This window comes from Marinomonas ostreistagni (genome assembly GCF_016461785.1).
GTDB classification, from domain to species: Bacteria; Pseudomonadota; Gammaproteobacteria; order Pseudomonadales; family Marinomonadaceae; genus Marinomonas; species Marinomonas ostreistagni_A.
Genome location: NZ_JAEMUH010000016.1, coordinates 1 through 24,568, shown reverse-complemented (window position 1 = coordinate 24,568; position 24,568 = coordinate 1). Strand labels below are relative to the sequence as shown.

Below are 24,568 nucleotides of genomic sequence, written 5' to 3'. Positions count from 1 at the left end.
ACTCTCTAGGTATAGGTTTGGGCTACGTGGCTGTCTCATTTTTGTTCATAATTCAGGTAATTGAGGAAGAACTTCAGCAAATGACTTGATGAGTCATCTACGGTTTCAGTTAGTACGTTAGTAAAGAGGAGTGTTGTTTTAAAACTGTTTTATTTAAACAACAAAGAATAAGAACGGATTTATTGAAGAGCCTATATGACCGATACCATTGAAATCACTTTGCCTGAGAAGTTTACTTATGATGATTACGCTTGGTTTTTTGAAGCGTCTCATCGCGCTATGACGCAGACAGATAGAGTAGAGCTGAATTGTTGTCGTGTGAGTTATTTAGATTCGGCTGCATTAGGCATGATTGCTTACCTTCACAAGCAGTTAAAAGCGAGAGGTAGTAAAGAGTTAATCATTACTCAGCCGACGGGCTATTGCGAAGAGATTTTCCAAATCGCGAACATGTATACTCACTATGTGAAAAAAGACAGCCCAAGCGTTCATTAATCATTCAGTGAACGCTTTTATTACTAGGGTCAGGCCATTGTTTTTTTTTTATGGTTCTACGAAGAGAGGAAAACAGCGAGGGTATTTACATTGGTGAGCCAGTGAGAACCTTGGCACTGAGATTATAATTTCACATCGCAGACAGCCCAATCACGGCCATCAGTCCAAACGTTAGCTTCTTGTTTTGTGAGCTCGGGAGTTTCTTCGGTAGAGCTAAAGAAAATCCCATTCGTAGCCGACATAGCACGACCATACACCGCTACTTGAATTTGGCCTTGATCAATTTCTTGAACCTTCCCGACACTGTTTTGCCAAGTACAGACTGTGGTGCCGACTGACTTTTTCAATGTCAGATTCTGCTCAAACTTTGTTTCACGAAGTCGATTATCTTGCTCCTTCGCTGCTTGTTCCTGCTCCGCAGCTTTTTCATCGGCCTTTAATTGTGCCAGTAGCCCGTCATCTTCTGACTCGGATGTTGTGTGTGTTGAAGGCTGCGCTTCCATAGCGGAAGGCATTTCTGTTTTCATCGTGCCATCAAACGAGTGATTGGGGGTCGAGTCACAAGCGACCAATAAAAGGGGGAGGGCAAAAAGACTGGTAATGCGTACAAGCACAGATATTTCCTTTGAGTTCTAAACATATGCTTATCATATCACGCCTTGACGCTAGCTATCGTTAAGAACTGCGGAGATAAAAACCAATAAAAGGGGACTTTGTATTGGTTCATAGATCTGATCAACCACGGAAAGCCAAGTCAAAAGTGCCGTTATGACTGGCATTAAGACTGTGGCGCTGGTTACTTTTTCGATGAGCGCATATGCAGCTGTAAGCCTAACAAGAAGTAGCGCAGGATCTGGTCTTTGCATTTTCGGTATTGACGATTGTCGGGCTTGCGGAAAAATGCACTGAGCTCATGTGGGCTGATATTGAACTCTGCAAGGCGCATCACTTCCAACATATCCTCCGCTTTAAACGCCATAGCGATGCGTAGCTTTTGCAGGATGATGTTGTTGTTTAAGCGGCTTTCTGGCACGGGCTTGTCGCCTTCCCGAGCACCACGTTTAAGCGTAATCAAGCCGTTTAGAAACGATGCCAACTCAACGTCTTCCATTGGCTCGAAGCCGTCCATATCGTCTTTCTTTAACCAAGCTTTGACTTGTTCTGCACTAATGCTCATATCGGCTAGAGCAAAAATCTCCACCATAGTGCTGTCTTTAAAATCGAAGGTGTAGCGCACGCGGCGCAAAATATCATTGTTGGTCAACGTCGGTTCCATTTTATGAGGGCTTTAATTGCGTAAGGATACCATTAATCGTGTAAAGGATCTTAAAGGGATCAGGCGATACTCTTTAACTCTGAGAGTTTTTATGTAGTATGCGCCCACTCACTTGATAGCATCTATAAAAGCTAGTGTTGAGTTTTGATCTATCGTCACCACAAGAAGAGATTTTTTGCCCCATGGCAGATTTTAAAACCCATATTACCGTCGCTGCGGTCATTAGTACACCACTGGCCGTCAGCGCTTTTATCTTTGGCTTAGCTGACATCAATGACACCATTTTGTATGGATTAGCGGGTATTTTAGGCGGCATGTTACCTGACATTGATGCAGATGAGTCGATTGCCATACGGATCATATTTCGTCTTTTTGCCACTTTAGTAGCAGGACTTAGCCTCGTCGTGTGGTTCGATAAAATGATCTACTGGCATTTGTTGGCTCTTGCCATTGCCAGCTACTTCGTGATTCGCTTTCCCGTGCAATGGTGCTTTGAAAAACTCACCATCCATCGTGGCACATTACACAGTCTATTGGCGAACCTTCTTTTTAGCGCCGTCGCAGTGCCAATGGCTCACCATGTATTCACCTTAAATGCGCAAACGGCATGGGGCATTGGTGGCTTTATCTTTCTTGGTGCCACTATTCACCTGATCCTTGATGAACTCTACAGTGTTGAGTTGTCTGGCTTACGAGTAAAACGCTCTTTTGGAACCGCTATGAAACTGACTGACTGGGGGCAGCCGCTGACCTCGTTATTATTTCTTATCGGGTGTGGTGTCGGCTACTGGCTCAGTCCAAGTCCTGCTGCTTGGTTTGAAATATGGCAATCAAGTTGATGACGACATATTTTTAACGATTAAAAATCATTCACGCTTCTTAAGCGTCACTTAAGGAATCATGACTAATCTAACCTTGTTTTTAACCAATCGAGGAAAGAATTTATGAAAGCTATCCTGTTATCTTCTGCTATTGCTTTGACGGTTGCTGGCTCTGCTGTAGCGGGCCCGACATGTACTGAGGCGGACCGTAGTACCTGGATGTCTCAAGATATGATGAAGCAACACATTATGGACCAAGGGTATAGAATTAAAAAATTTAAAGAGACCAGTGGTCATTGTTATGAAATATATGGATACGATAGTAAAGAACGTCGTGTTGAAATTTACTTTAACCCAGTGACTGGCGAAGCAGTTAAAACAGAAATAGACGACTAATTGACTAAGAATAGAGGTGGTCAATAATGGTAAACGGAATTATCTGGGATCCTATCATTCGAGTGTTTCACTGGACTGTTGCCGCAGCTTTTTTGCTGAACTACTTTGTTCTGGAAGAAGGCGCGGATCCGCATGAATTCGCAGGCTACTACATATTATGTGCAGTCGCAGTAAGAATTGTTTGGGGCTTTTTGGGATCAAGTAATGCTCGTTTTATAAATTTCCTTCCTACCACATTAGGTGTTAAGCAACATTTGTCGGCCTTGAAAAAAGGCAAAGTGCTCGAAGAAGATGGTCATAACCCAGTGGGGGCCTTGATGATTTTTGCGCTATTAATAGGCTTAATCGCTACAGGGCTCAGCGGCTGGAGTTTAGATGGGATCTTTTGGGGAGAAGAGTGGGCCGAGGAATTTCATGAAGTTGCTGCAAACACAACATTTACTTTGGTCATTATTCACGTCTCGGCAGTGGTTTTATTTAGCTTGAAAGGTCCTAGAAACCTAATAAGGCAAATGGTCACGGGGCGTGTTTCAAAACGTTAATAATGACTGAAAAGAGCCTCATGCCACTTTGAGTGCAGGTAGTAATAAACCTCAGCTTTGCTGGGGTTTACTTTATTCTAAGCATGTGTGGCTGGTGACATCAGTGCAACATTGTTTACTTAGATAAACAATCTGTTAATTATCTGTCTATTGTTTAGTAGGCGATACAAACATAAGCTGAGTTAGTCCATTAACCTAGGAGATAACATAATGACTAGCTTTGTTGTTGTTGATTCAACTGTGATTGATCAAGAGAAATTGGCGGAGTATAGCAAGCAGGCGAAAGTCACTTTAGACATGTACGGCGGCCGCTTTCTTGCTAAAGGCAAAACCGAAGTATTGCATGGAGAATCTGGTTACAGTAATAAGTCGATCATTGAATTTCCAGATCGTGAAAGTGCGATCAATTGGTACCACAGCGACATTTATCAAGCATTAATATCACTTCGTGAGCAAGGCATACGCAGTACATTTCAGCTTATATAAAACAACGTTGAGGGATGAAATAATGAAGAAGGTCACTGCAACGAATCTGCCATTGCACAGCGTATTGTTAGAGCGAGTCGGCCAGTACGATTTTATGGATTGTTATTGCGTGGCCTCGCTTTTAAGCCCTCGCCAAGCCGCAGAAATTATTGCCAATTTTCCATTGTGGGCTCGGTTTCTCGTGAATATTCGAAATGTTCTTACGAAGCCATTTGGGTTGTCGAGCGATGGTCCAGAAGCTGAGGATAAAGTAGGCTTTTTTCCTGTAGAATTCTCTAATGATCAAGAACTTATAGCTGGTTTTAATGACAAGCATCTGGATTTCAGAATTACGGTGATGTCTTATCAGGGGCAAATTTATCTTGCTACTTGGGTTCATCCACACAACCTAGCCGGCAAGCTGTATTTAAATACGATTTTGCCATTTCATAAATTAATCGCTATCAATGCCTTGGCTCGAGTTAAGGTGAAAAGCTAGAAAGAGGTGGACTGAATCCACTCATCACTCAAATAAACGAATGAAGTTCTGATTGCCATTCGGGTCTGACCCCTTGGCAATCTCGTAACATTGTTTGTCCAGCTTAGTGGCTAGCCCGACAATATCTCGATCCAGCTTCCCCTCCTCAGCCATATCACTCAACATAGACAGTGCCGTTGAAAGATCGATACCTGCACGGTAAGGGCGATTTTGTACTAACGCTTGGAAAATATCGGCTACCGCAATAATACGCGCCTCGACACTTAGTTCTCGAGCCGAAGGGTGAAATGGATAGCCTTTGCCGTTGATACCTTCATGGTGAAAAGCTGCCCAGCGGGCGATCTCTTCTAGCCCTGGAATATGGCGTAGAATCTCATAGGTTTCATAACTGTGCTGATTCATGATCGCCCGTTCAGAGGGATCGAGTGGGCCAGGCTTATCGAGAATCTTATCTGGCGTATGCAACTTGCCTAAGTCGTGCAGCAAACCGGCGATTTCCACCTTGTCGCATTGAACTTCAGACAAACCATAAGACTGCGCTAGAAAGCGTGCCACATCGGCCACACGCACCGAGTGTTGCGCGGTGAAAGGACTCTTTTGATCGACTACATAGGAGAGGATCAAAGACAGGTGTTTGATTTGCGGTAAGGTCAGGCGCTGGCTACTTGGAACATGTCCCATCTCCCATGTGTAGCGCGTGATATGACGATCTTCCAATGCGATCCAAAAGGCTTCTGAGCGTTGTACTTCTTTAAAGGCTTCGATAAAGACAGGGTTAAAGTAACTGCCCGACCGAGCACAAATATCGGCAACAATCTGATCTTTGACCAGCAAAATGTCTTTGCCGTAGTGGGCGGCGGCTTGCACATCGATGCGATCGGCGAGGAAAATTAGATTGGTCATACGCGCGTCGTAAGCCGAAATGTTCAACTCACTGAGCTCTGACCAAGAAGTGTGATGATGGCGGATCGGGGTGGCAAACTTCGCCAAAGGGGCAAAGTCTTTGAGTAAGCGATAGCCAATTTCGCAGTGGATGTTCGCCCCATCCCAGTTAAATTGATTGACCAGATTATTATGCATGGACTCGGTCGATACACCGCAGTCATGGAGCAAACCAAACTCGAACGCAAAGCGAATATCCGCTTCACTAAAGCCCAATTCATAGCCTAACTGACTGGCAATAAAGCCTACCCGTTTACCATGATTAGTATCGTCCATACCGACCAGAGAGACCGCTGTTTCAATCACGATAATCATCTGTCGAAGGTCTACATCAAGTCCTTTATCCATCATCATCTCGCCATCTAACCTCACATTGATTGATTTAGATTAGTCTAATTTAAATAACCTTGCACTGACTTCAATTTAGGATAGATAAGAAATAGTTCGCAGTTTCCTTGGCACTGCAAGACATGAATGGGCGGCAATACAATCATGGAGTAACCTTAACGAGAGAGATTGATTGCCATCGTATTGAGAAGGAGTACCTATGAAGAACCAAAAGTTAACAGTAGAAGACGTTCAAGCAGAGTTAATCGAACTCAATTGTGGCACGGGGCATGATTGGGTTCTTAAAGGTGGTAAGTTGACTAAAGCATTTGTATTTAAAAACTTCCAGCAAGCGTTTGGCTTTATGACTATGTGCGCACTGTATGCGGAAAGAAAAGATCACCATCCCGAATGGTCAAATGTCTATAACCGAGTCGATGTACAGCTAATCAGCCATGATGTGTCAGGCTTATCAGCAAAAGACTTTGATTTAGCGAAGAAAATGGATGAATTTGCAGGATTCACTCACGCTCAGGACTGAAGTGAGAAGGCCGCCAGATTGAAAAGTCAGCCTTCTCTAGGTTTTATGAACGTCATTTTGGCAAAGCAAGACGAACTATTTAGTTTACTCCGCTTGCTTTTGCAGCAGTGCTTGATCGATTTCTATTGCTTTGATGAATGCAGAACGCGAGACGATACGGTCAATGTAGGCATCGATAATGGGAGTGGTTTCGATCAGGTTAAACTCTCTGCACCACTTCAGTGTACTGCCCCAGAACAAGTCTAAAGCGTACATCTGATCTCCCAGTAAATATGAGTGATTATCTAGTTGCTTGTATAATGCATCGAGCATTATGGAGTAGCTACCATAGGGCATAATAGAAGGGTCACCTGCCTTTCGCTGAAGTGCATGATCGACAACAGCAGGTTCAAAGCTGGATCCTTGATAAGCTGTCCAACGAAGATATTCCCCCCGTTTAGGATCTTTTAATGAAGGGGCTAAGCCTTTCTCTGGAAACAAATCAGCCAAATACAGGTAACAGGCAACTTGTTCTGTGATGACGGCGCCGTTATGAACCAGAGTCGGAACTTTACCAAGTGGATTAATTGCTAGAAACTCTGCGCTTCGATGCTCGCCTTTGTTTCTGTTCAGAACTTTTAGCGTATAGGGAACTCCTAACTCTTCTAATAAGAAGACAATCCCACTGCCACGTGTTTGAGGGGAGTGGTATAAAACGAGATCATGCTTGCTCATAATGGATTCCTTCAGTGAATGAAAACTAGCAACACCGTATTTTGATCTATGGTGAAGCTTCTATATTAAGTTACTGGGCATACCTGCCACCTTTTGTCAGGTATGTCTCGCTATACTGAAAAAATGTTCTGATCGAAACTTAAGAGGCTCAACTCATGCGGGCAAGTCGCTTACTAAAACTGCTAATGGTGCTGCAGGCTCGTGACAAGATGAACGCAACAGAGCTTGCTTTGCACTGCGAAACATCTATTCGTACTGTCTATCGAGACATCGAATCGCTCAGTGCAATGGGGATTCCTGTGTACAGTGAGCGGGGTGTCGAGGGAGGATATCGTTTACTACATGGCTATCGGACTCGGTTAAACGGTCTCTCCGCGAAAGAAGCTGAGACCCTGTTTCTAGCTGGGCTTTCTGATCAAGCAGAGACAATGGGCTTGGCATCCTCTTTAGCGGATGCCCAAGTAAAGCTGATGAGTGCGCTCCCCGAAGCCTTACGCCATGACGCAGAACGTATGCAAAACCGTTTTCTCCTAGACGCACCCAACTGGTTTTCAGGGAATGAGCAGGTCGAATATCTGCCCGATTTAATGACCGCTGCACGAGAACAGTGTTGTGTTGATATAACGTATCAACGTTGGCAAGGTATCCGGCAGCGTAGAGTTCTGCCCCTTGGCATCGTATTGAAGGGAGGACAATGGTATCTGGTGGCGATGGTTGGACCGGACACTAGGACTTATCGAGTTGCTCGAATACTATCGCTGGCGCTGACGGAAGAAACCTTTGAACGTCCAGAAAACTTTAGCTTAACCGAATTTTGGCAAACCAACTTGCAAAGAATGGCGTCACTCCAGTATCCATTGCTGGCAGATGTGCGCTTGACGCCGCAGGGAATAAAGCTAATGGAGCAAGTGTGTACGCCCTATGTCATGACGCACGCAGATATTGATCCCGTGGCAGTGGACGGTTGGTATTCCGCAAGGTTGCCCATCGGCAACCCTCCATACGGGTGTTATGACTTATTGCGCTTTGGTCCAGAAATTGAGGTCATTGGACCAACAGAAGTTCGACAAGTAATGCTGAAACTAACAACCAGTATGGCTCAGCAATACAGTTCATAAAAAAACTCAAGCAGGCCAAAACTCCCAGTATCTATTCTTAAAGCTAAAAGCGTATGGAAGGGGGCGACACAAGCCTGCTCCAACAAGAAGCTGATATTTGAGTGAGAATGCTTTGGAATAAGAAGGTTATAACTAGACAAAAAAATTTCTTATTTGTGCTTATGATTTCTCTCGCTATTTTTAAAGTTTTGGATTAAATAGTGTTTCAGATAGTCGCCTTTTTTCCTTTGCTTTACTCAAAGCTAAGTCGGCTAGTGGCGGCGTCCGCCGTCAATTCCTTATGCCATGATAGCGTTCAATAGGAGTGCTAGATGCAGTCAACGTTTTCCGTTCAGATCGATTCCTTTCGTAAAGTAAATAAGATTCAAAATGCTTGGTCCAATGCTGACTTCAAAACCATGCTGACATTGATGGATTTTGATGAAGTAGATTCGCTTGATGATTCTGAATTGCGCGATATGTGCGTGATGTCGCTGGGGGATTTAGAGCCCGACGACGGCGCTATGATTGTGCTAACCCATTTATTCCCAACTTTGAAACGCGGCAAAATCGAACACATGGCCCACGACATGCTGCAAGACCGCTCTTGGGAAGAATACCCAGACTGCCTGTTCCACGAGCGTTTCTTTAATGCCTATGAATTATTACGCGAGGCATACGGCAGCAAATTCGCCAAACCAACTGGCGTTGAAATGACGTTGACAGTGAGTGCAGTACAGGCGGAAGACTTAGCGATCTTTGATAAATCGTTAGCCCCTTCCATGGTACGATTGTTGGCCAGTGGCTTAGAAAGTGATGCCTTGATGCACCGCTTGTACGAAGACCAAATCAAAGGCACGTCATTCCCAGAAGCCAGCGGCATCGTGTGGCAACTGAAACAGACCGCTAACAATGGCGTAAGCCGTCAATTTAGCTTGGTGGGGTCGCAGTTTTGGTTGGCAAGCTTTGAACATATACAGAGCTTTGGCGGCGTAGCCCACGCGGACAGCGTGGGCTAGCAGGTAAAAGCTGTTTAGGTAGGCGTTTTCGTTTTCATCTGCCCCCAATTCATTATTGCCACCAACGCTCTTCAATTGGTGCACTCGTTGGTGAGAAAACCTCGCCAACGATGGGCGTTGATAAGGCTACTTGATTCTGTGTTGCCGCACTGAGTACGCGCTCCAGCGGGTCAGACCAAGCATGAAAGGCTAAGTCAAAGGTGCCGTTATGCACTGGCATCATCACTTTACCTTTCACGTCCAAATGGGCTTGCACACTTTGCTCTGGGGTCATATGAATGTCAGCCCAATCTTTGTCATAGGCGCCAGTTTCGATAAAGGTTAAATCAAATGGTCCATAGCGTTCTCCGATGCGTTTAAAGCCATCAAAGTAGCCAGAGTCGCCGCTGAAATACAGCGACGTATCCGGCGTTTTGATCACCCAAGAACCCCATAGGGTGCTATTGCTATCGCTCATGCCACGGCCTGAAAAATGCTGGGTAGGGGCAAAAGCTAACTGAACATCATCAAGGCTTTGCTCCTGCCACCAGTCGAACTCTTCAATCTGTTGCGAGGCAATGCCCCAACGTTCAAGATCGCCACCTACGCCTAATGGCACATAAAATTTAGGCTGAGACTTTGTTAGAAACTCGATGGTGGGTTTATCCAAATGATCGTAGTGGTTATGGGAAATCAACACCCGGCTAATTGGCGGCAGCTCATTTAAGGCAATCGGAGTAGGGTGAAAACGTTTTGGCCCAGCGAAGGAAAAGGGCGATGCGCGCTCGCCAAAGACCGGATCCAACAGCCAATATTCGCCATACATTTTCACCAGCAATGATGAGTGCCCAAGTTTAACGATATGAACTTGGTCATCACTCAGTGCCTCCAAATCTGAACGAGACAGTGTTTTCATCGGTACCGAAGGCGGGACAGTATTGACCTTTTTCTCAGTAAAGAAGCGAATAAATAAACCAATGGTTTCGGTTGTCGAAGGCTTATTTCGAGGCGCTTCATTATAGAACTGACCATCACGATAATGTTCTGACGTTGCAAACGTTGCAGACTTGGATGCGATGGATGCGTTTAGCAGATAGACACCAACCACTAAAACGACCATTACCAAAAGCACCCAGAGATACCATTTCATTCTCTAAACTCCAATTTGCTATCATGCAAAAGTAAACTACTCGGTGTAGTCTACTTTCAATATGATTCATAAGTAAACCCGTCGGTGTACTTTTTCCTTAATTGCGCTAAACTGTGGCTTCTTATCACATGGGTATGTCATGAAACTAAGCGATCGAAAACGTCTACAAATCTTAGATGCCGCAGAAGCCTTGTTTGCCGAGCACGGGGTAGAAACCACCAGTATGGATGCGATTTCAGCGCGTGCCGAAGTCTCCAAACGTACGGTTTACAATCACTTTGCAACGAAGGATGAGCTGTTTCAGGCCATCATGATCCGCATGTTCGAACGCCAAGCGGATGATGAGATGGTGGTATTTAACAAAGATCAGCCCGTGGCTGACCAACTGACGAAAATTGCGGCAAGTGAAGTGGCTCGTCTGTCGTCAGAAGGCTTTATTAAACTCGCCAAGGTAGGCTTTATCCAGCTTCTTACGCAACCAGAACTGGCGGAGCGATTTTCTCAGCAAAAAGTAGGCTGTCAGGTGTATCTGGATCAATTTCTGTCAGATGCTTGTGAGCAAGGTGTCCTGCACATCGACGATATTCCGTTTGCCGCTATGCAGTTCATTTATCAACTGAAAACCTTTGTCTTTTATCCAAGCCTTTTGCAATCAGAAACCGTGTCTGAGGCGCGCAAAGAGCAAGTGATCCGCGAAACCGTCAGTATGTTTTTAGCACGCTATGGTGAGCTTCTTAGGTAAAAAACCTTTAGTAATCATTCAATGATTTAGCTTGTTGGCAGCTGGCTGCTGCCCGGTGTGTACAGATAAACAATCTTAGTATTTAGAGCTTAAACAGCGCTTCTAAAAGTCTTCATTTCATAAATCATTAAAGCGAGCTCTACTGTGTTTTTCTTACCATAATATAAGAAGCAAAAGTTCACATTAGTATCAAACTACAAGTTTGCACAAGCTAATGGCCATAATATATAAATCAATCTTTGTTGAAATGAAAATAAGAGTTGCTAATGGATTGCAGAGTACTTCGAGAAGTTAGTCTCAAGTCTGATGGCCACATACATTGTGACGATAGTAACGGCTATACGATCCACCTTGGCCAGGTTGGTGAATCAGTCAATTGGAACATCAAAGCGTTACTAGAAGGGCCTATTTATCAACATATTCGTTCTTCTTTCTTTAAGGAGACTCCACCATGGGGAGATACTTGTAGGAAATGTGATCTATTCAATGTTGGCGGCACTCCAGAAGATACACTTTCTAAATCGATCAAAATCAGAATTGAGCCAACATTAGACTGTGGTTTAGCTTGCGCCTATTGTAAACGTAAACGCGAAGCGAGAATTCGGGAAGGTGACTGGAATCTTTCTTTAAAGCGTTTTGAGCAGTTACTAAGTAGCTGTAAGAAAAACCAAATCGATGTGAGCTATCTTTCCTATCTGGGATGGGGGGAGCCTTTGAACCATCCAGAGTTCAGGCAACTCGTTCTGATCGGCAAACAATTTTACCCTGAAATGTTTCAAGAGGTGACTACCGTTGCTCAGAAAGGTTTCTTGGAAACATTAGGTAATACTCCTATCGACTTAATCACAATATCCTGCGATGGTGTTACACAAGAGTCTTATGAGCGGTATAGGCGTCATGGGGTGATTGAAAATGTGTTTAATTTTATGGAAGACTCCAAGAAATTTAAATCTAAGAACACGAAAGTTATCTGGAAATATATTGTTTTTAGTCATAATGATACCGACGAGGAATTATTAAAAGCTCAGCAACTTTCAGATCTTTATGATATTGATGAGTTGCACTTTGTTCTCACAAATACGAATAATGGGTCAAAGCGTTTTTATGCTCATAATTTGAATAAATTTCCAATTTCGTCAGGTAAAACTCGGGTTATCAATGCGGCGGCACTGCAAAAAGTTGAGCATGACTTGATTAACAAAATTAACAATAGAAGTCTTAATAAAAACTCTCTAATGGGCTGGATTGATAAACTCTTCATTACAAATGGAAATCACTTGGTATGTGAAGGGTGGTTATTTGATATTGAATCAAAGCTGTCTAGCCTTGCAATTCGAATAAATAATCAATCGTTCTTTCAGGCTATATCTATTAGGGAAATTCGAGTGGATGTCTCTGAGTATTTTGATAATAAGGTCTCTAAAGAGAGTGGTTTTATTGCCCAACTCCCCATCGAAGATGGGTTAAAAAATGAACTCTCAGTTGAATTATTGGCGACTGTTGGCGAAGAAGAGGTGCGATATTTAATACCAAAAATAACGCTGGATAAGAGAATTCCAATTTCTATGCTATAAAAGCAACTTATGAAAGCTTTATTTGTCGATTAGGGCAGAAGGCCTTTAGCCTTTTGAAGAATGCACCTGTAAACCTAACAAGAAGTAGTACTGAATTTAACTTTGCGTTAATGATATTGACGGCTCAGCCTACCTAGGCGCCGTCATTTACCGTATGCTTGATGAATGCCAGAGTGTGGAGTTGTCTGGTTTAAGTGCAAAGAGCAAGTGATTATGTTTTTAGCACGCTATGGCGCATAGTCCTGAAAGGCGCTTAAGACGCGCCTTTTATGGAAGCGTGACGACCAAGCTTTGGCAGCGACCAATCAAACTTCACGGCACACACGGACAATAGAATCAATGCGACACCGACTAATTGCCAAGCGGAAATGTGCGTTGCAAAGGCAATGTGATCGACAAATAAAGCGGTGATCGGATAGATGAACGACAAGATCGCCAATAAGTTAGTCGGCAGCTTTTGAAATGCATCGTACATAATGATGTACATAAAGCTGGTGTTGATCGCCCCTAAGATAAACAAGTCCAACCAAGAGATGCTGCTAGATGGCAACGCTCCCCATTGCACAAATGGCAGCAGCATCAGCACACCGACACCCATCTGAATCAACGCGACTAAATACGGTGGCACACTGCTTACCTGCTTGGTGATCAAGGTGGTGGCTGTGTACAACAAGGCCGCCGCCAGCGCTAAGCCCAGGCCAAAGATGGCTTCAAAAGAGCGACTATCACCTTGCAACAACCCCCACACTTCCGCCATATCCAGTTCGATCACAAACCATAACCCAGTAAATGAGACGATCAGCCAAAACATCAGTGAGCCAGTGGGTGCTTGGCGAGCCAAAAATGCCCCGGCCAACACCAGCATTAATGGCTGGGTGTGATACGCCACCGTCGCGATCGAAAATGGGATATAAGTAAACGAGGCAAACAGAAAGACCCAGTTCGCCACCAAGGTGACGCCTCCTAACAGCACCAGAAAAAGCATGCTGCGCTGCTTGAGGGCTTCCGGTAACACGCCACGATAAAAGGCATAGGCCAATAACAGCCCACCACCAATCACACAGCGGAAAAACACCACATTCCAAAACGACTGTCCTGAATGCACCACAAAATAGCCAATGGTGCCTGACAGCATCATGGCGAGAATCATCTCTAGATTCCCTTTGGTCATGTCATTTACTTTCATGCTCTAATCTCCTAACGTTGAATAAGCATAAGATTAGAGGCTTTCAACGGACTTTGGCATACGATAATCTGTGTAAAAGCCGCTCCCTGCATTTATAAGATGAGGCTAAAATGAGAAGTAACCTTAAAATCGAAGGTAAGGCGCTGGATGGTATTGATGTGAAGCTGGTCACGCTCCTCAATGACAACGCACGCATGAGCGTAGCGGAGCTTGGGCGCGCCGTAAATATGTCAGCGCCAAGCGTCAACGAGCGGCTTAAACGTCTAGAAGAAGCGGGCATCATCTCTGGATATGCCGTGATCTTAGATCCGGAACAAATTGGTTATACGCTGCAAGCGATCGTACGTATGCGCCAACTGCCCGGCAAGCTAAAAGAGCTGGAGGAATTGATTCAATCTATCCAACAGTTTATCGAATGTGACCGAGTCACAGGGGAAGACTGCTTTTACGCGCGCCTTTGTCTGACGAACATCCACCAGCTCGATGAGATCCTGAATCGAGTCTGTGAAATCGCCGAAACCAACACCTCAATCGTCAAATCGACGCCAGTCAAACGCCGCCAAGTGCCTTTGCTGTTGGGGGGAGGTTGAGCTTACTCCCGCATTTCTCTGACGCGCATTGGCATACGATCGATATCACCAAAAAGACGATCGAGATCCAATCCTGAAAGACGCTCTTTTAAGCCACCATCCTTGCCAATCAGGATGACCTCATTGTCGCGAAGCTGATACTGGCTTTTTACTTGGCTTAACAAGCTTGGACTGACTGAACCTTGGTAGTTGGTTTGCACTTCATTGTCTGAAAACACAAACCAGATCACATCCCGATCAATGATGCCGCTGTTCTCTTGGCTAAAGAGCTCAGTCAGTGTGTCACTGCTTTGCTCGCTGTTCGCGACAATAATGCGGTTTTGCCAAATCAAATCTTTTAAATGAGTTAGCTCACCATTGCTTGCGTAGGCGGTTTGAGTAAGTGCTGCCACCGCCAACGCACAGGGAAGTAAGTAACGTTTCATAAACACCTCCTAAAAAAACACTACGAAGGGTTACGCGAGCTGCCTGTATACAGATCAACCACCATTGATGGTTTACAATGGATGTTAGAAATTGAGGACAAATTAAAATAGGGCAATCGCTGCATTTTTCATGGCTCCGAATTGTTCACCACGTCGATTCCACATAACATAGCTGTAGACACACAACGTCAGCATTTTGGTTATTAACAGGACTTACTAAGGCTGTATAGAACATGATCCACCTGCAAGACTACTTCGCCCGTATCAATTACCAAGGACCAGCGACACCAGAGCTTTCAACGCTAAAAACCATTCACGCGCTGCATCCGGCGCACATCCCCTTTGAAAACATTGATGTTCTCCTTGAGCGTGGAATCAGCCTGAACCTTGCTGACATCCAGCAAAAACTTATTAGTAATCATCGTGGTGGCTACTGCTTTGAACACAATGCGCTGTTTATGCAGGTGTTGAAACAGCTGGGATTTGAAGTCGAATCGTTAATGGCGCGTAACGTTTGGCGACAACCCGCTGATATGCCATTTGGCCCAAGAACTCATCAGGTGCTAAGAGTTAAAGTCGAAGGCGAATGGTGGCTGGCAGATGTAGGCTTTGGTGGCCTCGTACTGACCGATCCATTGCGTATGGAAACCAGTGATGAGCAACAGGGGCAACATGAAGCGTTTCGCATCCTGGCACAGGATCACGGCTGGATGTTACAGGTGAACGTACAGGATCAATGGGAAAATCTATACGATATTGCCAGCCAACCTCAAGAGCCGATCGAGATGGAAGTCGCCAACTGGTTCACCTCGGCCAGCCCTAACTCCAAATTCCGCCACAACCTAATGATGGCGCGAGCAACAGCAGACACGCGTTATGCATTGCTCAACAACCGCCTAACCGTCCGCCCACGCAACGGTGTCGCTGAGCAACGAGAATTAAACCCAGAGCAACTAGCCGATGCGTTACAAGATTGCTTTGATCTAAAAGTAGAAAGCGAATGGCTACCACTGCTGGAAAGGATTGTTGAAATTGGGGTCAGATGAAAATAGAGCAAAGATTTAAACTAATCTGATATGAACAGGATGTTCAATCAGAGCTTACAAGTAAACCTTATTTCAAAGGAGTGAAATATGGCAAGACTTCCCCGACTTTGTCCCATTGGTATCCCACAACACATCATCCAGCGTGGTAATAACCGCCAAGTGTGTTTTGCGAGTGAAGATGATTTTATTGCTTACACTCACTGGTTAACTGAATACGCCCAGCAGTTTCAGGTGAAAGTCCATGCATGGGTGTTTATGACCAATCACGTACATTTACTGGCGACACCCATGATGGAAAATGGCATTTCGCTGATGATGCAGGCGCTTGGTCGACGCTATGTGCGCTACTTCAACTACACCTACCAACGAACGGGCACATTGTGGGAAGGGCGCTTTAAATCCTGTGTCATTTGTGTGGAGGAATACTTTTTTATCTGCCAGCGTTACATCGAGCTCAACCCCGTCAGAGCCAATATGGTGTCTCATCCTATCGACTATAAATGGTCGAGCTACCGCTTTCATGCACAAGAGTCACTGGGGTTACAAAGTGAGCTCTGGCAGCCACACGAGCTCTATCTCAAGCTGGGGCATCAGCAAAGTGCACGAGCAAAGCGTTATCAAGCATTATTCAAATACCATATTCCCGACGAAGAGCTTGGGCGGATTCGATCCGCTACGCATTCCGATATGGCATTGGGCAACGCACGTTTTAAAGAAGAGATCGAGCAGCTAACAGGTAGGCGAGTGACGCCCAGAAAGCGAGGCCGGAAACCGAGTCAGATGTATTAATTTTCATCTGACCCCAATTGTTCCCGCCAACCTCAGGAACCGATTGAAATGGAAGTAGCGAACTGGTTTACCTCAGCCAGCCCCAACTCCAAATTCCGCCACAACTTAATGATGGCGCGAGCAACACCAGACACTCGCTATGCACTGTTGAACAACCGCCTAACGCTTCGCCCACGTAACGGCGCAGTGGAGCAGCGAGAGCTAAACCCAGAGCAGTTAGCTGTTGCTTTACAGGAATGTTTCGAACTTAAGGTCGAAAACGACTGGAAGCCGCTGCTAGCAAAATTGGGGTCAGATGAAAATAGAGCATAAACTAATCTGATTTGAACAGGATGTTCAATCGCAAAATCATTAGTAAACCTTATTTCAAAGGAGTGAAATATGGCAAGACTTCCTCGACTTTGTCCTATTGGTATCCCACAACATATCATCCAGCGTGGCAATAACCGCCAAGTGTGTTTTGCCAGTGAAGATGATTTGATTGCCTACACACATTGGTTAACCGAATATGCTGAACAGTTTCAGGTTAAAGTCCATGCATGGGTGTTTATGACCAATCATGTACATTTACTGGCGACGCCCATGATGGAAAATGGCATTTCGATGATGATGCAGGCGCTTGGTCGCCGCTATGTGCGCTACTTCAATTACACCTATCAACGTACTGGTACATTATGGGAAGGGCGTTTTAAGTCCTGTGTCATTTGTGCGGAGGAATATTTCTTTATTTGTCAGCGTTACATCGAACTCAACCCAGTCAGAGCCAACATGGTCTCTCATCCAGCTGAATACAAATGGTCGAGTTATCGCTTTCATGCACAAGACTCTCTGGATCTACAAAGTTCGCTCTGGCAGCCACACGAGCTCTATCTCAAACTAGGTCATCAGCAAAAAACCAGAGCGAAGCGTTACCAAGCACTATTCAAATACCACATTCCCGACGAAGAGCTTGGACGGATTCGATCCGCCACGCATTCCGATATGGCATTGGGAAACGAACGCTTTAAAGAAGAGATCGAGCAGCTAACAGGTAGGCGAGTGACGCTAAGGAAGCGTGGTCGAAAACCGAGTCAGACGGATTAAATTTCATCTGCCCCCAATTGTTCAACGTTTTAAAGAAGAGATCGAGCAGCTAACAGGTAGGCGAGTGACGCCAAGGAAGCGCGGTCGAAAACCGAGTCAGATGGATTAATTTGTCTCCCCTGAATAATAGCTCATTTTTCTAAAAACGCTATTATTCAGGGGCGACCAATAATATTTTTCCGACTTTAGTTTTCCAATAAGTTTTGGTGGAGCTGTTTTATTTGTTCGTGATTAACGAGGTTGTCCCAAAAGTCTATTGATGTCGGAGATGCGCTAGCCTGTCCCTTAGCACTGGCGTTTTCATAGAAGCCCCTACCTTTAAGCTGTTGAGCAATATCTTTAAAATAGACTGACTCATTACAAATAGCCTTATATTCTATATCGCTAATGAAATTTACATGAGCATTATTTATACAGATTTTAGAGATATACTGCTTTTTTACTGCTAAGGCTTTACGTTGGTGGTCTATTGCTTTTTGCCCTGCATCGATTGTTTCTTTGGTGATTAGTGCAACATGATCGTAATATTTCTTTGGAAGAGAAGTGTAAGAGGTGATTTTTTTATTTATTGCTTCTCCTGATTTCAGATCCCCGTGCGAGGAAAACTCAAACCAGAAGCCATGGGCTTTTAAATCCTGATCCTTTGTATAAAAACCATATTTGATTTTTCTATTATCCAAAGAGGTATGGATTATGAAGTCATAGTCAAAATTCATATATCTTTTCATGATATGCTGTTTTTTAGCTATTTCTGAAGTGTAAATTGACTTCTGAGGGTAATTGAAATCACCATATGTATAATATACATCCAATTTAGGATCTTGGATGACTTGTATTTTCACATAAGAATTTTTATTAAGATCTCCTTGATATTGGTATCCATTTATTAGGTCATATCCAATATAGTAATTAGGTTTTTGTTGTTTTGTGTGATATATGGCAATATTGTCTTCTTTGTAGTTTTTTGAACGATAGAACTCTCTTCCTAATCCATAGGCGTAACCGTCCTTACACCCGCCATCCCAGTATGTATGATTCTCATCATCTTTCCCAAATTGACTGTTGTGTGAGTAGGTATAGACTTTACATTCCTCTTTTTTGTTTTTTGCTTGAATCCATAAAACCTCATGAGAGCCAGATTTCTTGAGCTCATAGTTTTCTCTCTGAAACTCTTTGATATAACTGAATGCTTCACGTTCACTTATTTCTGGTTTGTTTTGAATCACGGAACAGCCTGATAATAGAATGAAAGCTAAAATTAAGTAGGAGATATTTTTAAAATTCATTAATGATCCTTTTAATGTAATAATGTTTTATTTCAAAGAGGGAGATATTAATACTTCCAATTAGGATTTATTTTATCAGTGACTGATTTCCAATAACAGAGTTTCTGTTTTTAATGGGGCTTACTAAGGTTGTATAAAGAACGATCTTTCTACAAGGCAACTTCGTCTGTATCTATTATCAATAGGTTACGACATCAGAGCCTTAAGACCGTTAGACATCCGTGACGTATCGCCTAACGGTTCGTCCGCATAATGGCACTGTGGAGCAAAGAGAGTTAAACCAGCAACTAGCCGATGCTGATACGTCGAGCTTACAGCCGAAAATGAGTGGCTTCAGCTGCTGGAGAGGGTTGTTTAAATTGGTAGTACGGGAAAGAGTTTGCTTGTAGCCGAGAGATACTAAGGAAACACGATAGGAAACTGAGTCAAATGGATTAATTTTCATCTGACCCCAATTGTTTCAGTTAGCGCGCCAAGATATACGTGGTGGTTCCTCATCACTTTCACGACTAATCATAATCAGGTCAAAGCCCTTACCGAAGGCTGTACTTACGTACCAGTCCAAGCGTATAAGAGCGTCTTCAACGCCATCATGATTAAAATCTCCTCTTGCTAGCTCGACATAGCGCACCACTAAATCTCCAGATAATTCAACTTCGATCGAATGTTCTTGCGAAGAGCGCTCAATCATTGTCGGCTCAGCATCGCCTAGAGTTGTGAATGAATGCCCTAAGGGTTGTCCCCCGAGATCTGGTTGGGCTTGTGGCGGTAGAGCTTTGATGAAATGGATATCAAAAGCGGATGGCAAAAAGCTTTTATAACTGTTTTGCGCTTGAAAATAAAAATCCGAAGCCAAACAATTTACTTTCATTAGTTTAAGTAAATGTTGCTGTGATGTCTCTATCTCCGTATCAGATGCGTTATTTATCTGATAGCAAGAGCTAAAAGGTAAGCTCTTACCTGCTGGGGAGTCAAGTGAGTAGTCAAACTGCATACTGTTAAGATCACTATTCATATTGCTTAACCCAGTTAACTCTTTTGAATTAAGGTGCTTTTCGATATCCGCTTGTTTTTCGGAAGCACAACCTACAAGTGCAAAGAGTATAGTAGTAACTAAAAGAGGTAGATTAAGTCTCATTGGTGCACCTCTTGGTTTGTTTTTGGGATATTGGAAGCCTGCATTAAAAGCTCTCTAACATATAAATTACGAGCTGAATTGACATCAGGTCTATTTGATTCTAACGCAGCATCATTCCAGTTTTCTTGCTTTATCGCAGCATTGAAATTAACAAAAATATTCCTTAGTTTGGTTTGCCCTAAATTAAAGATCATGTCAAAAAGTGCCTTTTGAACAACTTCAGGGTAATCATCGAAGTTGCGTTTATAACCATTGGGTATGTTATAAATTGAGACTAATTCTGAGTAAAAGGTATTCAGGTGTTTATCGCGCTGTAAGTTAATATCAGAATCCTTCATCACTAGCGTACAGAACTGTCTATACCAACTTGCCTTATAGTTTTTAGGTTTCTGGCTAATAATTGTATATTCTTCCAATTTTTTTTGCTGGCTAGCTAAAGTGAAAGGGATATTGTTTTTTACAGTATATAAAGGAACTGATGAAAGCTCATTTTTATTAGGAATAAAGTGACCTATTCCGATAGTAACTAAGCCTTTACTGTCTAGGTATAAGTGTGGATGTCGGCCTTCGTATTCCTCAAGCTTCTTAGCTACAGAAGACTTAACAGATGAGCTTAATGGCATGATGATATCCTTATCAATAAAATTAGATGGCTATGAGTATCTTAAATAAATTTAATTTACAATGAAGTGCTTTGGATATTTACTATTCCATTACAGATTTTTCTATATGATCGAGGTTTTCGTGTTTTGTATTGGTTTTGGATTACCCCGAATATTTTCCTAGTTTTTTGTTTTTATAAGCATGATCAGGCCGAGGTTGGGATAGAGTTGATCCTGTCCTACTACTAGAGCGCAGTTTATAAGCGCCGACCGAAAATAGGTAAAACGAAACAGCTACTCGCTTAGTAATCTCTCATTTTCTCCTCATCTAGTATTGCCTGACTTGGCAAGATTACAGTATGTCTAAAAAACGCTAAATATCGATAATTTCTACGATATGGATGGTAACGAAGCAGGAAAAAACCAGTTTCAGGTAAAATTGGCTTGCTTGATAGAACTGAGTGCTAGATCACTTTTTAAGGTGGGTGGCCTGTTAAGACGCTGGGCATCAGCAAAGTGCACGAGCAAAGCTTATCAAGCATTATTCAAATACCATATTCCCGACGAAAAGCTTGGGCGGATTCGATCCGCTAGGCATTGGGCAACGAACGTTTTAAAGAAGAGATCGAGCAGCTTACAGGTAGGCGAGTGACGCCCAGAAAGCGAGGCCGGAAACGAACGCTTTAAAGAAGAGATCGAGCAGCTATCGGGTAGGCGAGTGACGACAAGGAAGCGTGGTCGAAAACCGAGTCAGATGGATTGATTTTCAATTTTCATCTGACTCTTAAGTTGCGGTTTTCAGTTTTTTCGTCTGGTGCGAGATATAATTGCTTTAGATATTATTGCAGAATAAGCTACAACCTCGTTTATTCCTGAGGAAGATGAAAGCATTAAAATATGCTCGCCAATAATTTTTGCATCAAAATTGCTTTTTATTGCATCTGAAGTTAGTGAGTCTAAATTGTAGCTTTCGGTTTCATTATTTTTTTCTTCGGATAGTTCTAAATTTACTTGTTCGACTATCTCATTTTGATTCTTTTTAAAATTCATTTTTTCTTTAAATTCATCTCGGATTTTAACCAAAAATGACTGTCCGAATTTAGATTTCACCCACTGGAAAGAGTAATTGTAACTATCTGTATTTCTGCTTCTAAATTCTTTTGATATTATGCTTACTTCACCAATGCTAACGATTTTTAGAATGTCTTGTTCTAGATTTACATAATCCAGAGTTGATGCTGGTGTCCCCCAATTCTCTAAATTCGGATAATTAAAAGAATCACATTCTTTTCCTTGCGAAAGTTCGTAAAGCCTCGTGGCATCATATTCTATATAGTCTTGGTCTTGAACTCTTTGTGGTGGTGCCGTGATTTCAAGATAACCTCTCAAGGCACCAGCCATTGTTGCAATTGAATCGGTATCTGATCCTAAGTCGTTTACAATATCTAAAAGCACTAGGTTTAAGTCTTTTTTTATAAGTAGAGCTGCACCTAATGCGGCTATCGAAGTTAGAGTTGCACTACCTCTTATTTCTTTGTTTTTTAGATCAAGAATTTCACTTATATGTGAGTAAGTTACATCTTTATTTTCTTGTAAAAATTCGAGTTTTTTTAATAAGTCTGTTAATTCATCTGAAACTTTTGAATAAGACTCTTCAATTGTTGTGTTGGATTTAGATTCGAAAAGAGGTATCCAAGCAGTTCTTAAGTTAATATTGCTCTTGATTAAATCTGGTATTTTAGCGATTTTTTCTAAAAAAAATCTAGCATCTCTTAAATCTGGTATCTTTTCGTTAGTAATAACGTAACTCAAACAAAGAGCATGGAAAACAGCTCCTGCAATAGCTCTTGGATGTCCGTGAGTGGTTAAAGAGTTTTTAATGACATCAACGATAAAAGTATCTGAGTTTTCAGGTAGGGCTGATGACCATACATGAGGTTGTATCCTCATAGCAGCTCCATTTCCCCCAGATGAAATATAGTTCGCTTTATTTGTTGTATAAAAGTTGTTATACCATGCTGAGGATTTCTTGGATAAAGAGTTGGCTGCTAATTTGGATCCAACTCCAGCACCCAATGCATAGCAGGACCAAGTAGGTAACTCTATTTTCGAAAAGGCATTGATGTCAAAACGGTTTTTGCTATTGATTGCTCTAGATGTAGATAGTCGGAGCTGTGTGTCATCAGAGTATGCTCCTGATGGGAGCTGGATAATTGGACCATATAGGCCACCTATCTTTCGCTCCCAATCTATAAGTTTAGAAACTGCCTTTGTACCTGTGCGCTTAAAAAGAATATTAGAATCTGCTAATTCAGATATGAAGCCTAGTGCATCACCATAAGCTGCCCATAGGCTTGAGTTGATTGTTCTTTGTTTTCTCGATGTCATAACTTAAATCCCCTCAAACATTGTAGGGCAGACTTCTATTTGAATTGTTTTCTCGATACCTAATGCTCTCATTTGAGCTGCAATACTATATTTACTTTCGAAGTCGCAAACATAGATCTTGGATAGATAGTCTAAAGATAATTGTCCATAGTACAGTACTTCAGACTGTTGGCAAGTTGTCCAAGAAGGTAGGTGATTAGCGGTTCTAATCACTTTTTTTTGAAATTTCCCTAAAATTGATTCATTGAATACAGCTTCAAACCCCGATAAACCAGCTCCTCTTGAACATGAAGGATAAATGTTGTTTGTTGTTGTAAAAATTACTCCATCGTGAGTTAATATTTCTGGGTCGAATGAGAATATTGCCCAGTAAAGATCTGACGCTCTATGGACATACTGTGAATAGTTGAAAAACTCGAAATTCAATTTCGTTATTGATAGATTTACATATTCTAACCATTTTTTATCTCGCTCTTTTCTTTCTGGTGAATTTTGCTGAAATATAAATGAAAGTGTATCTTCACTGGATAATTGTGAGTTTGGTAGTAGTGCCCACGTTTTCAAAGCCCCCAATACGCCTTTGTTCGTTGTGAAGTGTAATATTTCACTGATACCTTTTTCTTCAATTGAATTTTTAAAGTCTTCCATTGTTAAGCCTCAATAAATGAATCTTTTTCAAAGAAATCAATGAAAAATGGTTTGGATTCTTCCTTATAGCCAAGGATTACTTGCTTCTTAGCTCTAGTTATTCCCATAGAAATTAGCTTTATCGCAGGTGAGTAGTCACTATCTTGAGCCCCCTTGCTGGCTAAGTTAAATAATCTTTCTTCTAATCCTAATATGAAAACGTAGTCAAATTCTAAGCCTTTCGCTGAATGTATGGTCGATAGAGCAATGTTGTGATTGTTTTTTGGCCAGTTTCTTTGGGCCGTTATTTCATCATACCCTAAGCCTTCTTTTTCAAGTCTGTCTTTTATACCAGAGAACCAATTGCCACCCTTTACGTGAAGGAAGCCAATGCTCTCATTATCTAGATCAATATTATTACGAAGATACCTGATTACATAATTTAACTGTTCATTGAAATAACCATTAACAATTATGGGTTTTTCTCCTCTAAATTTATTTTCTTGAAGTAAAGGAAGAGTTCCATCATCATCGAAAGTTATTGAGCTGTTTTCAATTAGTTTACTTGCAAAGTATGCGATTTCATAAGAGTTCCTATAATTTAGTTCTAGTCTAGAAAATCTAGGTTTATCTATACCTACTTCCTTCCAGGAAAACCCTCTTTTATAGATTCTCTGATTTGTATCTAGAACAATCGTTGAGAAGCTTTCTTCGGCTAGTTGATTTGTAATCGCTTTTATTTGGTTCGCAGATAGATCTTGAGCCTCATCAATGATTGCAATATCAATTGATTCAAAAATTTCTTTGGAAAATATAATGGCTATATCAT

General features: G+C 42.5%; 28 protein-coding genes and 1 pseudogene. 16 read left to right on the top strand and 13 right to left on the bottom strand.

Going from position 1 to position 24,568, the window contains the following annotated elements; all coding sequences use genetic code 11:
- The first annotated feature begins 195 nt into the window (after positions 1 to 195).
- Complete coding sequence (locus tag JHD44_RS15630) at positions 196 to 495, top strand: STAS domain-containing protein (RefSeq protein ID WP_199463702.1); 300 nt, start codon at positions 196 to 198, stop codon at positions 493 to 495.
- Between the two features lie 122 nt (positions 496 to 617).
- On the opposite strand, the gene JHD44_RS15625 is transcribed toward JHD44_RS15630, so the two are convergent.
- Complete coding sequence (locus tag JHD44_RS15625; RefSeq protein WP_199463701.1) at positions 618 to 1,109, bottom strand: hypothetical protein; 492 nt, start codon at positions 1,107 to 1,109, stop codon at positions 618 to 620.
- Between the two features lie 182 nt (positions 1,110 to 1,291).
- Positions 1,292 to 1,759 carry a DUF1456 family protein gene (locus tag JHD44_RS15620; protein WP_199463782.1) on the bottom strand — a complete coding sequence of 156 codons (468 nt, stop codon included), beginning with the start codon at positions 1,757 to 1,759 and terminating at the stop codon, positions 1,292 to 1,294.
- A gap of 194 nt (positions 1,760 to 1,953) precedes the next feature.
- Between JHD44_RS15620 and JHD44_RS15615 the strand changes: the two genes are divergently transcribed.
- The 5 genes from JHD44_RS15615 to JHD44_RS15595 all read left to right on the top strand — a co-directional run bounded on the left by JHD44_RS15615 (position 1,954) and on the right by JHD44_RS15595 (position 4,494).
- A complete protein-coding gene (locus tag JHD44_RS15615; protein ID WP_199463700.1) occupies positions 1,954 to 2,610 on the top strand; it encodes a metal-dependent hydrolase in 657 nt (218 codons plus the stop codon).
- Positions 2,611 to 2,715: 105 nt separating this feature from the next.
- The gene (locus tag JHD44_RS15610; RefSeq protein ID WP_199463699.1) at positions 2,716 to 2,988 is read left to right on the top strand and encodes a PepSY domain-containing protein; all 273 of its coding nucleotides are present in this window, start codon (positions 2,716 to 2,718) and stop codon (positions 2,986 to 2,988) included.
- 26 nt (positions 2,989 to 3,014) lie between these two features.
- Positions 3,015 to 3,530: a cytochrome b/b6 domain-containing protein gene (locus tag JHD44_RS15605; protein WP_199463698.1), complete on the top strand. Its 516-nt coding sequence runs from the start codon at positions 3,015 to 3,017 to the stop codon at positions 3,528 to 3,530.
- Positions 3,531 to 3,740: 210 nt separating this feature from the next.
- Positions 3,741 to 4,016 (top strand): DUF1330 domain-containing protein, encoded by a 276-nt coding sequence (locus JHD44_RS15600; protein ID WP_199463697.1) that lies wholly within the window; start codon positions 3,741 to 3,743, stop codon positions 4,014 to 4,016.
- A 22-nt stretch (positions 4,017 to 4,038) separates the two neighbouring features.
- A complete protein-coding gene (locus JHD44_RS15595; protein ID WP_199463696.1) occupies positions 4,039 to 4,494 on the top strand; it encodes a DUF2867 domain-containing protein in 456 nt (151 codons plus the stop codon).
- A gap of 24 nt (positions 4,495 to 4,518) precedes the next feature.
- Here JHD44_RS15595 and JHD44_RS15590 read toward each other — a convergent pair whose 3' ends face one another.
- Positions 4,519 to 5,790, bottom strand: coding sequence for an HD-GYP domain-containing protein (locus JHD44_RS15590; protein ID WP_199463695.1), 1,272 nt, complete (start codon positions 5,788 to 5,790; stop codon positions 4,519 to 4,521).
- 193 nt (positions 5,791 to 5,983) lie between these two features.
- Here JHD44_RS15590 and JHD44_RS15585 point away from each other — a divergent pair, with 193 nt between their 5' ends.
- Positions 5,984 to 6,304, top strand: coding sequence for a 4a-hydroxytetrahydrobiopterin dehydratase (locus JHD44_RS15585; protein WP_199463694.1), 321 nt, complete (start codon positions 5,984 to 5,986; stop codon positions 6,302 to 6,304).
- An 84-nt stretch (positions 6,305 to 6,388) separates the two neighbouring features.
- Here the strand turns inward: JHD44_RS15585 and JHD44_RS15580 are convergent, their stop codons facing one another.
- Positions 6,389 to 7,018 carry a glutathione S-transferase family protein gene (locus JHD44_RS15580; RefSeq protein ID WP_199463693.1) on the bottom strand — a complete coding sequence of 210 codons (630 nt, stop codon included), beginning with the start codon at positions 7,016 to 7,018 and terminating at the stop codon, positions 6,389 to 6,391.
- 155 nt (positions 7,019 to 7,173) lie between these two features.
- Here JHD44_RS15580 and JHD44_RS15575 point away from each other — a divergent pair, with 155 nt between their 5' ends.
- Together JHD44_RS15575 and JHD44_RS15570 are read left to right on the top strand one after the other, a co-directional pair.
- A complete protein-coding gene (locus JHD44_RS15575; protein ID WP_199463692.1) occupies positions 7,174 to 8,136 on the top strand; it encodes a helix-turn-helix transcriptional regulator in 963 nt (320 codons plus the stop codon).
- 311 nt (positions 8,137 to 8,447) lie between these two features.
- Positions 8,448 to 9,134, top strand: coding sequence for a hypothetical protein (locus JHD44_RS15570; RefSeq protein ID WP_199463691.1), 687 nt, complete (start codon positions 8,448 to 8,450; stop codon positions 9,132 to 9,134).
- Positions 9,135 to 9,186: 52 nt separating this feature from the next.
- Here JHD44_RS15570 and JHD44_RS15565 read toward each other — a convergent pair whose 3' ends face one another.
- A complete protein-coding gene (locus JHD44_RS15565) occupies positions 9,187 to 10,263 on the bottom strand; it encodes an MBL fold metallo-hydrolase (RefSeq protein WP_199463690.1) in 1,077 nt (358 codons plus the stop codon).
- 139 nt (positions 10,264 to 10,402) lie between these two features.
- On the opposite strand from JHD44_RS15565, the gene JHD44_RS15560 reads away from it, so the two are divergent.
- Together JHD44_RS15560 and JHD44_RS15555 are read left to right on the top strand one after the other, a co-directional pair.
- Positions 10,403 to 11,005, top strand: coding sequence for a TetR/AcrR family transcriptional regulator (locus tag JHD44_RS15560; RefSeq protein ID WP_199463689.1), 603 nt, complete (start codon positions 10,403 to 10,405; stop codon positions 11,003 to 11,005).
- Between the two features lie 266 nt (positions 11,006 to 11,271).
- On the top strand, positions 11,272 to 12,579 hold the full coding sequence (locus tag JHD44_RS15555) for a radical SAM protein (protein WP_199463688.1): 1,308 nt from the start codon (positions 11,272 to 11,274) through the stop codon (positions 12,577 to 12,579).
- A 253-nt stretch (positions 12,580 to 12,832) separates the two neighbouring features.
- Here JHD44_RS15555 and JHD44_RS15550 read toward each other — a convergent pair whose 3' ends face one another.
- Complete coding sequence (locus JHD44_RS15550; protein WP_199463687.1) at positions 12,833 to 13,765, bottom strand: DMT family transporter; 933 nt, start codon at positions 13,763 to 13,765, stop codon at positions 12,833 to 12,835.
- A 110-nt stretch (positions 13,766 to 13,875) separates the two neighbouring features.
- Between JHD44_RS15550 and JHD44_RS15545 the strand changes: the two genes are divergently transcribed.
- Entirely contained in the window at positions 13,876 to 14,355 is a 480-nt protein-coding gene (locus JHD44_RS15545; protein ID WP_199463686.1) for an Lrp/AsnC family transcriptional regulator, read from the top strand.
- 2 nt (positions 14,356 to 14,357) lie between these two features.
- Here the strand turns inward: JHD44_RS15545 and JHD44_RS15540 are convergent, their stop codons facing one another.
- On the bottom strand, positions 14,358 to 14,780 hold the full coding sequence (locus JHD44_RS15540; RefSeq protein ID WP_199463685.1) for a DUF4174 domain-containing protein: 423 nt from the start codon (positions 14,778 to 14,780) through the stop codon (positions 14,358 to 14,360).
- A 233-nt stretch (positions 14,781 to 15,013) separates the two neighbouring features.
- Between JHD44_RS15540 and JHD44_RS15535 the strand changes: the two genes are divergently transcribed.
- The 4 genes and pseudogenes from JHD44_RS15535 (at position 15,014) to JHD44_RS15520 (ending at position 17,698) form a co-directional block, all read left to right on the top strand.
- Positions 15,014 to 15,826, top strand: coding sequence for an arylamine N-acetyltransferase family protein (locus JHD44_RS15535; protein ID WP_199463684.1), 813 nt, complete (start codon positions 15,014 to 15,016; stop codon positions 15,824 to 15,826).
- An 87-nt stretch (positions 15,827 to 15,913) separates the two neighbouring features.
- Positions 15,914 to 16,615, top strand: coding sequence for a transposase (locus JHD44_RS15530; protein ID WP_199463683.1), 702 nt, complete (start codon positions 15,914 to 15,916; stop codon positions 16,613 to 16,615).
- Positions 16,616 to 16,651: 36 nt separating this feature from the next.
- Positions 16,652 to 16,927 (top strand): annotated as a pseudogene (locus JHD44_RS15525) (arylamine N-acetyltransferase); the annotation flags it as partial.
- A gap of 69 nt (positions 16,928 to 16,996) precedes the next feature.
- Entirely contained in the window at positions 16,997 to 17,698 is a 702-nt protein-coding gene (locus JHD44_RS15520) for a transposase (protein ID WP_199463681.1), read from the top strand.
- 185 nt (positions 17,699 to 17,883) lie between these two features.
- Here JHD44_RS15520 and JHD44_RS15515 read toward each other — a convergent pair whose 3' ends face one another.
- The 6 genes from JHD44_RS15515 to JHD44_RS15490 all read right to left on the bottom strand — a co-directional run.
- Positions 17,884 to 18,984: a hypothetical protein gene (locus JHD44_RS15515; RefSeq protein WP_199463680.1), complete on the bottom strand. Its 1,101-nt coding sequence runs from the start codon at positions 18,982 to 18,984 to the stop codon at positions 17,884 to 17,886.
- Positions 18,985 to 19,444: 460 nt separating this feature from the next.
- Entirely contained in the window at positions 19,445 to 20,122 is a 678-nt protein-coding gene (locus JHD44_RS15510) for a hypothetical protein (RefSeq protein WP_199463679.1), read from the bottom strand.
- Entirely contained in the window at positions 20,119 to 20,745 is a 627-nt protein-coding gene (locus tag JHD44_RS15505; RefSeq protein WP_199463678.1) for a hypothetical protein, read from the bottom strand. The genes JHD44_RS15510 and JHD44_RS15505 overlap by 4 nt, the downstream gene beginning before the upstream one ends.
- Before the next feature lie 777 nt (positions 20,746 to 21,522).
- A complete protein-coding gene (locus tag JHD44_RS15500; RefSeq protein WP_199463677.1) occupies positions 21,523 to 23,112 on the bottom strand; it encodes an ADP-ribosylglycohydrolase family protein in 1,590 nt (529 codons plus the stop codon).
- A 3-nt stretch (positions 23,113 to 23,115) separates the two neighbouring features.
- Positions 23,116 to 23,760, bottom strand: coding sequence for a DarT ssDNA thymidine ADP-ribosyltransferase family protein (locus JHD44_RS15495; protein ID WP_199463676.1), 645 nt, complete (start codon positions 23,758 to 23,760; stop codon positions 23,116 to 23,118).
- Positions 23,761 to 23,762: 2 nt separating this feature from the next.
- Positions 23,763 to 24,568 (bottom strand): 3'-5' exonuclease (locus tag JHD44_RS15490; RefSeq protein WP_325097110.1); only part of this gene is annotated, 806 nt, incomplete at its 5' end.

Excerpts from the sequence above, each read along its gene's own strand:
- JHD44_RS15605 (WP_199463698.1), top strand. The coding sequence starts at position 3,015 with ATGGTAAACGGAATTATCTGGGATCCTATCATTCGAGTGTTTCACTGG.
- JHD44_RS15515 (WP_199463680.1), bottom strand. The coding sequence starts at position 18,984 with ATGAATTTTAAAAATATCTCCTACTTAATTTTAGCTTTCATTCTATTA.
- JHD44_RS15630 (WP_199463702.1), top strand. The coding sequence starts at position 196 with ATGACCGATACCATTGAAATCACTTTGCCTGAGAAGTTTACTTATGAT.
- JHD44_RS15540 (WP_199463685.1), bottom strand. The coding sequence starts at position 14,780 with ATGAAACGTTACTTACTTCCCTGTGCGTTGGCGGTGGCAGCACTTACT.
- JHD44_RS15560 (WP_199463689.1), top strand. The coding sequence starts at position 10,403 with ATGAAACTAAGCGATCGAAAACGTCTACAAATCTTAGATGCCGCAGAA.
- JHD44_RS15580 (WP_199463693.1), bottom strand. The coding sequence starts at position 7,018 with ATGAGCAAGCATGATCTCGTTTTATACCACTCCCCTCAAACACGTGGC.
- JHD44_RS15500 (WP_199463677.1), bottom strand. The coding sequence starts at position 23,112 with ATGACATCGAGAAAACAAAGAACAATCAACTCAAGCCTATGGGCAGCT.
- JHD44_RS15555 (WP_199463688.1), top strand. The coding sequence starts at position 11,272 with ATGGATTGCAGAGTACTTCGAGAAGTTAGTCTCAAGTCTGATGGCCAC.
- JHD44_RS15595 (WP_199463696.1), top strand. The coding sequence starts at position 4,039 with ATGAAGAAGGTCACTGCAACGAATCTGCCATTGCACAGCGTATTGTTA.
- JHD44_RS15545 (WP_199463686.1), top strand. The coding sequence starts at position 13,876 with ATGAGAAGTAACCTTAAAATCGAAGGTAAGGCGCTGGATGGTATTGAT.
- JHD44_RS15570 (WP_199463691.1), top strand. The coding sequence starts at position 8,448 with ATGCAGTCAACGTTTTCCGTTCAGATCGATTCCTTTCGTAAAGTAAAT.
- JHD44_RS15520 (WP_199463681.1), top strand. The coding sequence starts at position 16,997 with ATGGCAAGACTTCCTCGACTTTGTCCTATTGGTATCCCACAACATATC.
- JHD44_RS15610 (WP_199463699.1), top strand. The coding sequence starts at position 2,716 with ATGAAAGCTATCCTGTTATCTTCTGCTATTGCTTTGACGGTTGCTGGC.
- JHD44_RS15510 (WP_199463679.1), bottom strand. The coding sequence starts at position 20,122 with ATGAGACTTAATCTACCTCTTTTAGTTACTACTATACTCTTTGCACTT.
- JHD44_RS15550 (WP_199463687.1), bottom strand. The coding sequence starts at position 13,765 with ATGAAAGTAAATGACATGACCAAAGGGAATCTAGAGATGATTCTCGCC.
- JHD44_RS15615 (WP_199463700.1), top strand. The coding sequence starts at position 1,954 with ATGGCAGATTTTAAAACCCATATTACCGTCGCTGCGGTCATTAGTACA.
- JHD44_RS15585 (WP_199463694.1), top strand. The coding sequence starts at position 5,984 with ATGAAGAACCAAAAGTTAACAGTAGAAGACGTTCAAGCAGAGTTAATC.
- JHD44_RS15505 (WP_199463678.1), bottom strand. The coding sequence starts at position 20,745 with ATGCCATTAAGCTCATCTGTTAAGTCTTCTGTAGCTAAGAAGCTTGAG.
- JHD44_RS15575 (WP_199463692.1), top strand. The coding sequence starts at position 7,174 with ATGCGGGCAAGTCGCTTACTAAAACTGCTAATGGTGCTGCAGGCTCGT.
- JHD44_RS15565 (WP_199463690.1), bottom strand. The coding sequence starts at position 10,263 with ATGAAATGGTATCTCTGGGTGCTTTTGGTAATGGTCGTTTTAGTGGTT.
- JHD44_RS15530 (WP_199463683.1), top strand. The coding sequence starts at position 15,914 with ATGGCAAGACTTCCCCGACTTTGTCCCATTGGTATCCCACAACACATC.
- JHD44_RS15590 (WP_199463695.1), bottom strand. The coding sequence starts at position 5,790 with ATGATGATGGATAAAGGACTTGATGTAGACCTTCGACAGATGATTATC.
- JHD44_RS15495 (WP_199463676.1), bottom strand. The coding sequence starts at position 23,760 with ATGGAAGACTTTAAAAATTCAATTGAAGAAAAAGGTATCAGTGAAATA.
- JHD44_RS15600 (WP_199463697.1), top strand. The coding sequence starts at position 3,741 with ATGACTAGCTTTGTTGTTGTTGATTCAACTGTGATTGATCAAGAGAAA.
- JHD44_RS15535 (WP_199463684.1), top strand. The coding sequence starts at position 15,014 with ATGATCCACCTGCAAGACTACTTCGCCCGTATCAATTACCAAGGACCA.